Annotated in this window: 10 protein-coding genes; 7 read left to right on the top strand and 3 right to left on the bottom strand. The window is 69.7% G+C overall.

Translation table 11 applies throughout. The features are described 5' to 3' along the window. Positions 1 to 8: 8 nt before the first annotated feature. Positions 9 to 779: a flagellar basal body P-ring formation chaperone FlgA gene (flgA, locus tag GBZ26_RS23040; RefSeq protein ID WP_174440851.1), complete on the top strand. Its 771-nt coding sequence runs from the start codon at positions 9 to 11 to the stop codon at positions 777 to 779. A 13-nt stretch (positions 780 to 792) separates the two neighbouring features. Then, positions 793 to 1563 carry a flagellar basal body L-ring protein FlgH gene (flgH, locus tag GBZ26_RS23035; protein ID WP_174440849.1) on the top strand — a complete coding sequence of 257 codons (771 nt, stop codon included), beginning with the start codon at positions 793 to 795 and terminating at the stop codon, positions 1561 to 1563. 174 nt (positions 1564 to 1737) lie between these two features. On the opposite strand, the gene GBZ26_RS23030 is transcribed toward flgH, so the two are convergent. Beyond that, entirely contained in the window at positions 1738 to 2247 is a 510-nt protein-coding gene (locus GBZ26_RS23030; protein WP_174440848.1) for a hypothetical protein, read from the bottom strand. 518 nt (positions 2248 to 2765) lie between these two features. Between GBZ26_RS23030 and GBZ26_RS23025 the strand changes: the two genes are divergently transcribed. Continuing rightward, on the top strand, positions 2766 to 5384 hold the full coding sequence (locus GBZ26_RS23025; protein ID WP_174440847.1) for a tetratricopeptide repeat protein: 2619 nt from the start codon (positions 2766 to 2768) through the stop codon (positions 5382 to 5384). Between the two features lie 78 nt (positions 5385 to 5462). On the opposite strand, the gene dksA is transcribed toward GBZ26_RS23025, so the two are convergent. Together dksA and GBZ26_RS23015 are read right to left on the bottom strand one after the other, a co-directional pair. Beyond that, a complete protein-coding gene (dksA, locus tag GBZ26_RS23020; RefSeq protein ID WP_174440846.1) occupies positions 5463 to 5882 on the bottom strand; it encodes an RNA polymerase-binding protein DksA in 420 nt (139 codons plus the stop codon). 189 nt (positions 5883 to 6071) lie between these two features. Continuing rightward, complete coding sequence (locus tag GBZ26_RS23015; RefSeq protein ID WP_014240995.1) at positions 6072 to 6488, bottom strand: flagellar assembly protein FliX; 417 nt, start codon at positions 6486 to 6488, stop codon at positions 6072 to 6074. Between the two features lie 252 nt (positions 6489 to 6740). Here GBZ26_RS23015 and GBZ26_RS23010 point away from each other — a divergent pair, with 252 nt between their 5' ends. From GBZ26_RS23010 to GBZ26_RS22995, 4 genes are all read left to right on the top strand, one after another. Further along, positions 6741 to 7913: a flagellar basal body P-ring protein FlgI gene (locus GBZ26_RS23010; RefSeq protein ID WP_211104912.1), complete on the top strand. Its 1173-nt coding sequence runs from the start codon at positions 6741 to 6743 to the stop codon at positions 7911 to 7913. After that, complete coding sequence (locus GBZ26_RS23005) at positions 7913 to 8320, top strand: rod-binding protein (protein ID WP_174440845.1); 408 nt, start codon at positions 7913 to 7915, stop codon at positions 8318 to 8320. Before GBZ26_RS23010 ends, GBZ26_RS23005 begins: the two co-directional genes overlap by 1 nt. Then, entirely contained in the window at positions 8313 to 8828 is a 516-nt protein-coding gene (locus GBZ26_RS23000; RefSeq protein WP_035675012.1) for a hypothetical protein, read from the top strand. The genes GBZ26_RS23005 and GBZ26_RS23000 overlap by 8 nt, the downstream gene beginning before the upstream one ends. A gap of 223 nt (positions 8829 to 9051) precedes the next feature. Further along, a partial coding sequence (locus GBZ26_RS22995; protein ID WP_211104911.1) for a hypothetical protein occupies positions 9052 to 9302 on the top strand: 251 nt, incomplete at its 3' end.

The raw sequence follows: 9302 nt of genomic DNA, 5'->3' as shown, positions 1-9302 counted from the left end.
TCCATCGACTGGGCGAGAGCCGTCCGGGCGAAGGCCGTCGGGCCGCCGCACTCGCCGGCGGCCCGACGGCCTTCGCCCGGACGGCTCTCGCCCAGTCGATGGACGACACCTCGGCGACGGCGGTGCAGGCGGTGGTCTACAGCCCGGCCCATGTCGAGGCGGTGCTGTCCGACGCGCTGTCCCGCCAGATCACCACGGGCCGCCTGCAGATGGACATGGACAACCGCGCTGTGGAACTGCGCGCCCCAGCGGGCGCGGGCAGCCTGACGGTGGAGAACCTCTACTACAACCCGGTGCAGGGCCGCTTCGCCGCGGAGATGATCGTCGCCGACACCCGCCCGGTCGTGCGCCTTCCGGTGTCGGGCCGCGCCTATGGCGTGGTCCAGGTGCCGGTGCTGTCGCGGCGCATCGCGCCCGGCGACGTGATCGGCCCCGGCGACGTGGATTGGCAGGACGTGCGCGCCGACCTCGCCGGCAGCGACATCGCCGCCACCGACGCCCAGCTCATCGGCCTGACGCCGCGGCGGGGCGTCCCCGTGAACCAGCCCGTGCGGCTGCGCGACCTGCAGTCGCCGCGGGTCGTGGACAAGGGCTCGCTCGTCACCATCACGCTGGCCACCGAGAACCTGACCCTGTCGGCCCAGGGCAAGGCCCTGCAGGACGGCGGCCGGGGCGACGTGATCCGCGTCATCAACACCCAGTCGAACCGCATCCTCGAGGCGACCGTCGCCGGCCCCAGCATCGTCGCCGTGGCAAAGCCCGGCCTCACTGCGAAGTAAGGAGAAAGCTCCCATGCCTGCCCCCACGAACACCGCCCGCATGGCGTTCCGCTTCGCTCTGCTCGCCGCCGTCGCCGCCGTCCTTCCCGCCTGCAACGCCATGTCGCGCGTGGGGGACATCGGCTCCGCCCCTGAACTCACCAAGATCAAGGACCCGCAGGCCCAGCCCGGCTACCAGCCGGTCAGCCTGCCGATGCCCACCCCGCTGCCGACCGAGCGCAACCCGAACTCCCTGTGGCGGACCGGCGCCAAGGCCTTCTTCAAGGACCAGCGCGCGGCCAAGGTCGGCGACCTGCTGACCGTTGATATCCAGATCAACGATCAGGCCCAGATGAACAACCAGACCACCCGCACCCGCGGCAACTCCGAGAAGGCCGGCATGCCGAGCATCTTCGGCTTCGAAGGCAAGGCGCTCCAGCGCGCGCTGCCCGACGGGGTGAACGCCGGCAGCCTGGTGGACCTCAGCAGCTCGACCTCCAACGACGGCAAGGGCGCCATCAACCGCAAGGAGCAGATCACCCTGAAGGTGGCCGCCCTGGTCACCCAGTCCCTGCCCAACGGCAACATGGTCATCCAGGGACGGCAGGAGGTCCGTGTGAACTACGAGGTGCGCGATCTCATCATCACCGGCGTGATCCGGCCGGAGGACATCACCGCGCAGAACACCATCAGCTATGAGAAGGTCGCCGAGGCCCGCATCTCCTATGGCGGACGCGGCCAGATCACCGACGTGCAGCAGCCCCGCTACGGCCAGCAGCTCTTCGACATCATCATGCCCTTCTGACCTGAGGGCGTTCGAGAAAGCGAGGCTGACCAGCACAGGCCATCACACCGGAAGGGATCGCAGACCCCCTTCCGGCCGATTGCCAGGAGGCCTTCCGTTTTTCACGCGTGGCCGGGAAGTTTCTGCCGCCCGGCTGGATCTGCCGTGCCTTTCATGCCGTCCCTCGGCGCCCCGTCACCCGTTCCGAGTCAGAAGCGCCTCGTAACGCCGGACGGTGTCCCGCATCTCCTCAAGAATCTGGCGCTGCTCCTCGTTCGCCGCCCGCATGCGCTCCGCGTCGGCACGCGCATGTTCGGCATAAAGCCGGGCCTCCTCGGCGTAATGCCGGGTCGCCTCATGAAGATTCCGCGCCTGCTCCTCGACGCGCCGTGCATCCTCCGCCGCAAGCCTGGCAATCTCGGCGGACCGGCGAGCCTCCTCGTCCAGAATACGCATTTCCTCGGCGTCCCGCCGCTGCGCCTCCCCGGTGATCCGCCCCTCTTCCGAAATGAGCCGCGCACTCTCCGCCTCGATCTGGCGCTGGAAGCTCGTCGCCCGTTCCTCTTCGGCCACCTCGCGCTTGCGTTCCGCCCCGGCGCGGGCCTCCTCGGCCCTGTTGCGCCCGGCCTCGCTGCTCCGACGCAACTCCTCCAATTCACTGCCGTGCGTCTCAGGGCGATTCACCGGATGATGCGTCTGGGTCATGAGGCTTCCCTTTCAGCAGGCGGTGAGACCCTTCCAACGCCTTCTCGGCGGAGCGCAGGCGCTCGTCGGATCGGTCCAGCAGACGCTGCCTTCTCGTCTGCGTCTCACGGACCAGGGCCTGCAATGTCTCAATCCGTTTCAGGATGTCCATTTCACCGACAACAGCCCGTTCTGGCAACCTGCACCATGGGGTTGTGGACGGCCGACCCAGGGGCGCGGCGAGACGCGCGAAAGCACCACGCCAAAGGGCGGGGCGGCCATCGGACGGCGTCCTTCGTTCGATAGGGGGTGCGACAGGGAGTGGCAGCCCATTTCCCCGGCTGGCCGGAGCCGGCCGGGACCGGTAGGTTGACGGCTCATTGCAGCGGGCTCGCGGCCGGCCCGAGCGAACCAAGCTCCGACAGAGGAGCAGGCCGCCCATTTCTCATTCCATGGCCGGAACGCGCCGACTCCGGGCTCCCCTCCGTCCCCGGCACTCTCCTGTTGACAAGGCCATGCGGTTGAAGACCACTGGCGTCATGGCAACCATTCAAGAAGCCCTGACCATCGCCCTCGACCACCACCAGGCCGGACGTCCGGCGGAGGCGGAGATTCTGTGCCGGCGCATCCTTGATGCCGACCCGGATCAGGCAACCGCCTGGCATCTGCTGGGCATCCTTCACGCGCAGGCCGGGCTCTTCGCCGAAGCCTCAGCCCTGTTCGGCGAGGCGCTGGCCCGCGCGCCGGGAGCCGATCTGCACCGGCACCGCGCCATGGCCCGACAGGAAGCCGGCGACCTGGAGGGTGCGATCGCCGATTACCGCGAGGCAGCACGGCTGGCCCCCGCGCCGACCGACGCCGCGCTCAACGCCGGAATCCTGCTGGAGCGGCTCGGGCGCCGCGCAGAGGCGCTGGAAGCCTACCGGACCGCTCTGACATCCGGCGACGGGCCCGACGGCGGCAACGCCCGCGCCGCCATCCATCTCGGCCGGTTGCTGCTGGCCGGCGGCGAAGCGGCGGAGGCGACGGCCATCCTGGAAGGCGCGGTCCGGGCCGACTCCACCGCTCTTGAATCCTGGTACCATCTGGCGGATGCCCGCGCGCGGTCCGGAAACGTCCACGGAGCCGAAGCCGCGCGCCGCCGCGCCCTGGCGCTGGCGCCGGCCTTCTTCGGTATTCTGGCCCGCGCGCCGGACAGCGGGGACGATCCCGATGCGGCGGCCCGGCGGCTGGGCTGGGCGCGGGCCCTCGAGCCGCAGCGGCCTGAGCCGCTGTGCAACCTCGCCGCAACCCGCCTGCGCCAAGGCCGTTTCGCGGAGGCCGACGCGCTCTACACAGCCCATCTGGAGCGCGCTCCCGCCGACTCCTCGGGCTGGAACGCCCGGGCGGTCTGCCGGATGGACGCCGGTGGCGCGGAGTCGGCCGAAGCCGACGGCCGGCGCGCCCTCGCGCTCGACCCGGCGGCAGCGGGTGTGCTGGCCACCCTGTCGATCCTGCGGAGCCGGCGCGGCGACCCGTTCGCCGCCGGCCTTCTGCACCACCGGATGCGCCGCTTGGCGAACGGCTCCGCGCCGGCCGGCGGCGACGATCTGGACGCGTTGATCCGGGCGACCGCCGAGGCCATGCCCTTCCTGGCCGAAGCCTCCCGTCCCGAGCGCCGGAACGCCGCGGCGCGGACTTTCAACCCGCATCTGCGCGTCCGCCACCACGACACCGAGACCCGTGACCGCATCACCACCTTCTGGTCGGGCGCGCCGCTGAACGCCGGGGCACGGCTGGCGCTGCGCTCCATGGTGGCGCAGGGACACCCGGTGCATCTGTACAGCTATGGCGACTCCGCCCTGCTCGGCCGGGTGCCCGACGGCGTGCGGGTGGAGGATGCCGGAACGGTGGTGCCGCACCATGTCTACGACCTGTGCGTCCGCAGCGCCGAGATCCGGTATTTCAGCGACATCTTCCGCTACGCCGCCCTGCACGCCTTCGGCGGCTGGTGGCTGGACACCGACGTCGTTCTGCTGAAGCCGCTGAGCTTCGGCCCCGGCCACCTGTTCTGCTCGCAATGGCACGGCCTGGACATCGGCCACGCCCTGGTCGGCGACGCCATCCGCGCCCCGCGGGGCTCGGTCCACATGCGCCAGCTGTTCGAGGAGTCGATGCGCATCCTGACGAGCGGCAGCGATCGCCGCTTCGGCGCGGTCGGCCCGCTGCTGCTCAGCCGTCACCTGCTGACCGGGCCGGGCCGGGAGTTGCTGGATCGCGTGCTGCCCCCGACGGTCTTCAACGCCGTCGACTGGACGGAGCATTCCCGGCTGGCCGAACCTGGCGGATGGGCGCTGGACCTGCTGTCGGACGAGAGGGTCGCCGGTGTGCATTTGTGGAACGGCATGTGGGGTCCCGGCGGCCCGCCGGTGGAGGACGCCGACGCGGAGTCGGTGCTGGGCCGGCTGGCCGCTCTGCACGGTCCGGACGCCTCCCTGTCGGCCCTCGCCATGCGCTTTCATTCCGACAAGGGCCCCCGCCTGGGCACCGATCGCCTGGGGCATCACTACACACGGGTCTACGACGCGCTGTTCGCCCCGCGGCGGTTCGAGGCTCTGCGCATCCTGGAGATCGGCCTGTGCCGCGGCCGGGTCGAAGGCTGGAAGCAGGACGACGTGCCGAGCCTGCGCATGTGGGAGCGCTATTTCCCGAACGCCGTCCTCGTCGGCGCGGACATTGAGGACTTTTCGGCCTTCGACGGCGGGCGGGTGACGACCCGGCGCGTCGACCAGGGCGACGCCGACGGCCTGCGGCGTCTGGCCGAGGAGGACGGCCCCTTCGACATCATCATCGATGACGGCTCGCACGCCTCGCGCCATCAGCAGATGACGCTGGCTGCCCTGTTCGGACGGCTGCGCCCCGGCGGGGTTTACGTCATTGAGGACCTGAACTGGCAGCCCCCGGACGTCGAGCGCCCGGAGGACCGTCTCACGCTCGATGTCCTGCGCGGATTCATGGAAACCGGCCGGATCGACAGCCCGCACATCGCGGTGGCGGAGTGCCGCGCCCTCGAGTCGGCGATGGACCGCGTGGAGCTGTACGACAGCCTCAGCGAACTGGTCGGGACGGAGCGCATGGCCGGTCTGGCGGTGATCCACCGCCGCGACGGCAACTTCTGACGGACGAAAGCCCCCGCCGGGATCGGTGGGGGCTTGCCCGGGACAGCGAGGCCAGAGACAGCGAGGATCGCCGCCGCGTCAGTCGTCGCGCTGGGTGCGCTCCATGCGCTCGTGCCGCTCCTGGGCTTCCAGGCTCAGCGTCGCGATGGGACGGGCGTCGAGGCGGCGGACGGAGATGGGCTCCCCCGTTTCCTCGCAATAGCCGTAGGACCCATCCTGCAACCGCTCCAGCGCCGCGTCGATCTTGGAGATCAGCTTGCGCTCGCGGTCGCGGGTGCGAAGTTCCAGCGCCCGGTCGGTCTCCGCCGACGCGCGGTCGGCGATGTCCGGTTCCTGGATGCCGCCTTCCTGAAGGCTGCTCAGGGTCTCGCTGGATTCAGCCAGCAGCTCCGCGCGCCAGCGCAGCAGCTTCTGGCGGAAATATTCCCGCATCACGGGATTCATGAACTCCTCGTCTTCCGACGGGGCGTAGTTCTTAGGCAGAAGCGGAGACGACATCCGAGAGCATCCAACGCAAAAGGGTGATCCGGGCGGCGCGGAGTATAGGTAGGCGCATCGGCAACCGCAACCCTGCGCTTCGCCTATCGAAGCGCGAACAAGCCCTTGGAGAAGCAAAGCTTTGTGAAAGGTTCAGCGATGGCCGTACGGCCGATGCCGAAAAGCCGGTCCTATGGCCGGAAACGGCGCTCAGGGGGTGAGCTTTGCAAGCTCGACCTGGGCGCGCAGATCGATCTGGTCAAGAATGTCGGCCAGCCGCGGATCGTCCACATGGACGCGGCGCGACTGCACCACCTTCACGAGGTCCATCAGCTTCTGCGCCGGAAGCGTGCCGGCCAGAAGCCCGTGCTGGATCTCCTCCAGCTTGTCGAGCATCTCCTCGGCGCGCATCTTTCCGCGCGACGCGCGGGCCGTGGCGTCGTCCACCTCCTGCAACGCCAGCACGCTCGCGATGCCGGCCAGCGGTGCCGCGGCATGGACACCCTGCGCGGTGTTGGTCTCGCCGACGAGCTGCTTGGAAAAGGACGCACCGGACGAGCCTTCGGCCTTCCCCGTGCGCCGGACCGAGCTGCTGCCGCGAAGTTTTCCGGGGCCTTCGACTTTCATGTTCCGTGCAACCGGTTTCGGAAAAGCGCCATACTCTAGATGGAAGCACCTTAACATCCGGTCAAGGTTTGCCGCAATCGGGCAAAAATTGCCCCGCTTCCGTGACATAAAGCGGTCGGGCGCGGTGCCAATTTCCGGCCTTTTCATCCGCCCCCGCCGCTTCCCCTTGGCAATCCTGCGCTTTGCCTGCCACCCGCCGCTCTGGCACGCCGTTTGTATAGGAAGGGACAGCCGTTGAGGAGTGTCCCCGCCATGACCGCCACCGCCCTGCCCCGTGCCGCCCTGCGCCCTGCGCCCCGCGCCGCCGTCCTGCTGCGCGCGGTCGCGATGCTGGCCGCGCTCGCCGCGGCGCTGCTGGCGCTGTCGGGGCCGGCCTCGGCCTCCTCGGCGCGGATCAAGGACGTGGTGGACGTCGAGGGCGTGCGCGACAACATGCTGATCGGCTACGGCCTGGTGGTCGGCCTGAACGGCACGGGCGACAGCCTCAACAACTCGCCCTTCACCGAGCAGAGCCTGGTCGGCATGCTGGAGCGCATGGGCGTCAACACCCGCGGCACCAACCTGCGCACCAAGAACGTGGCGGCGGTGATGGTGACGGCGACCCTGCCGCCCTACTCCGCCCAGGGCACGCGCATCGACGCCACCGTCTCGGCGATGGGCGATTCGAAGAGCCTGCTCGGCGGCACGCTGCTGGTCACCCCGCTGCTGGGCGCCGACGGCGAGGTCTATGCCGTGGCCCAGGGGCCGATCGCGGTGTCCGGCTTCTCCGCCCAGGGCCAGGGAGCCAGCGTGACCCGCGGCGTCCCCACTTCGGGCCGCATCTCCTCGGGCGCCATCGTCGAGCGCGAGATCCAGTTCTCGCTGGCCGAACTGCCGGTGCTCCGCCTGTCGCTGCGCAACCCGGACTTCACCACGGCCCAGCGGGTGGCGACCGCCATCAACATCCAGCTCCGCGGCAACCGCGCGCAGGCCACCGATCCGTCCTCGGTCCTGCTGAGCGTGCCGGAGGCCCGGCGCGGCGACATCGTCGGCCTGATCACCGAGATCGAGCAGCTTCGCGTCACCCCCGATCAGGTCGCCCGCGTGGTGGTGGACGAGAAGTCCGGCGTGATCGTGATGGGCGAGAACGTCCGCATCTCCACCGTCGCCATCGCCCAGGGCAACCTGACCATCCGCGTCACCGAGACGCCGCAGGTCAGCCAGCCCGGCCCCTTCAGCCAGGGCCAGACCGCCGTGGTGCCGCGCACCGACATCCAGGTGGACGACCAGTCCAACAACCGCCTCGCCGTAATGAATTCGGGGGTGACGCTCCAGGAGTTGGTACAATCCTTGAATGCGCTTGGCGTGGGTCCCCGGGACATGATCGCCATCCTTCAGTCGATCAAGGCCGCCGGAGCCCTGCAGGCGGAGATCGAGGTGATCTGATGGATACGACGCTTTCCCTTCCCGGCCTTCCGCTCCCACGCCTGCCCGCGGCGGCCGAGCGCACCCAGAACGGTGCACCGTCCGGCGCCCAGGGGAGCTTCCGAACGGCGGTGCGCACCGATCTGGTCGATCCCAAAAGCGCGGAGAGCAAGGTGGACCCGGCGATCCGCGCCAAGATCCGCCAGTCCGCGAACGAGTTCGAGAGCGTTTTCGTCTCCCAGATGCTGGGCCACATGTTCGACGGAATCGAGGTGGACCAAAACTTCGGCGGCGGCCATGCCGAGGAGATGTTCCGCTCCATGCTGACCAACGAATACGGCAAGCAGGTGTCCCGCAGCGGCGGGTTCGGCATCGCCGATCAGGTTTACCGCGAGCTTCTGCGCGCACAGGAGGGCAACCATGGATAAGGTCGACGTCCGTTTCCCGCAGCCGTCCAAGGCTCCCGCCGCCAACCTGCCCAAGAACGCGGAGGAGCGCGCTGCCGCCCTGGTCGAGCTGATGAACCGGCTGAGCGCGCATCTGGCGCGCGAGACCGAGGCGGTGATGCGTCATTGCACCAGCGCCGAACTGGCCCGGCTGGGGCGCGAGAAGCAGCCGATGATGCTGGTCTACGAAGAGGTGTCGCGCCTGCTGCGCGTGGACCGCGAGGGCATGGCCGCCTTGCCCGACGAGGCCAAGGCCCAACTGCGCGAGGCGACGCGCGGCCTGTACGAGGCGTCCGCCGCGAACGCCGACGCGCTTCGGCGGAACAGCGCGGCGCAGAAGATCCTGGTGGACACGGTGGTCGGCGCCATCAACCGTGCCCGGCAGACCACCACCCCCGCCTACGGCACCGCCCCGGTTCCGCCCCGCGCGACCTACGTCACGCCGAGCCATGGACCGTCCACCTCCGCCACCCTGAACACCCGGCTCTGACGCCGCCCGCGTCACCGCGTTCCACAGGAAGGGCCGTCCGACCGGGCGGCCCTTCGGCGTTTGCGGGTCCGGCAAGAAGCGCCAGCCGCCCGGCGGAATTTGCCGCCCAGCGGACGGAACTGCCGGGCGCGCGATGACGGGCGGACGCACCGGAGCCGGCCTGAAACTGGCCCGTTAGTTGCTTCTGGATGAGGTGCATCTGTCCGCTTCGGGGAATCCCTTCATGGCCATCCAGACGAACATCGCGCCCTCCGCGTTCGAGAGCTTGGTCAAGGGCCAGACCTCCTCAAGCCAAAGCGCGGCCCCGCGAAGCGACAAGTTCGCTTCCATGATGGATCGGCTGATCAGCGAGGCCACCACCCGCAAGCGCGACCAGGCCCAGGCGGAGGCCGCGGCCCAGGAACGGCGCAACGCCGCAGCGGGTGCCGCCGAACAGGCCGCCGCCAACCGGGACGCCGCCAACCGGGCTGCGGA

Origin of the sequence: Azospirillum formosense (assembly GCF_013340925.1) — a bacterium.
Taxonomy (GTDB): domain Bacteria; phylum Pseudomonadota; class Alphaproteobacteria; order Azospirillales; family Azospirillaceae; genus Azospirillum; species Azospirillum formosense.
The sequence above is the reverse complement of the archived record's forward strand: the minus strand, read 5'-3'. Positions and strand labels throughout refer to the sequence as shown.